Source organism: Streptococcus oralis (assembly GCF_023109315.1).
GTDB lineage: Bacteria > Bacillota > Bacilli > Lactobacillales > Streptococcaceae > Streptococcus > Streptococcus oralis_BS.
Window position 1 is genome coordinate 68,070 of the sequence record NZ_JALDUF010000009.1, and the last position, 520, is coordinate 68,589.

Genomic DNA, 520 nt, shown 5'->3' on the forward strand with positions numbered 1-520 from the left:
CAACTACTGCTGCATTAGATGCTTTTTCACCAGTGTTAGGAAGTTGAGGTTTTTGTCCTGGTTTTCCTGGTTCTGGATCTTTTGGCTTGTTTGGCTCTGGATCCTGTGGTTTATTTGGTTCTGGGTCTTTTGGCTTGTGGTGATTTACAATATTAGTGCCAATTACTTCAGAAGTATAGCCTTTAGGAACATATGCTTCTTTAACTGTATAAACAATCTCTTTACCACCATCTTGATAACGATCAAGATCTGTAAATTCATACGTCCAACCAGTTGCTTCTGAAGCTATTGCAGTTTTACCAGTATCTTTACCATCCGCAAGAAGTTTCACAGTGATAGAAGATGGACGAGCGTCTTTATGGTTTTCATCACCTTTCCAGATCTTATGACCTTTTACAGATGTTTTCACTGGTGTGTATTCATTGGTAACTGTGTACTTACCATCTTTGTCCGTAGTAACTGTTGAGGTATATTCTTTCACAGCCACTTCTTTGACAGTGTACTTGATTTCTTGACCATT

The 520-nt window shown here is 38.7% G+C and carries 1 protein-coding gene; it reads right to left on the reverse strand.

Annotated elements, in window-relative coordinates; translation table 11 throughout:
* Positions 1 to 520, reverse strand: a 520-nt coding sequence (locus M1F74_RS09570) for a Cna B-type domain-containing protein (RefSeq protein ID WP_247946974.1), incomplete at both ends; no start/stop codon positions are given.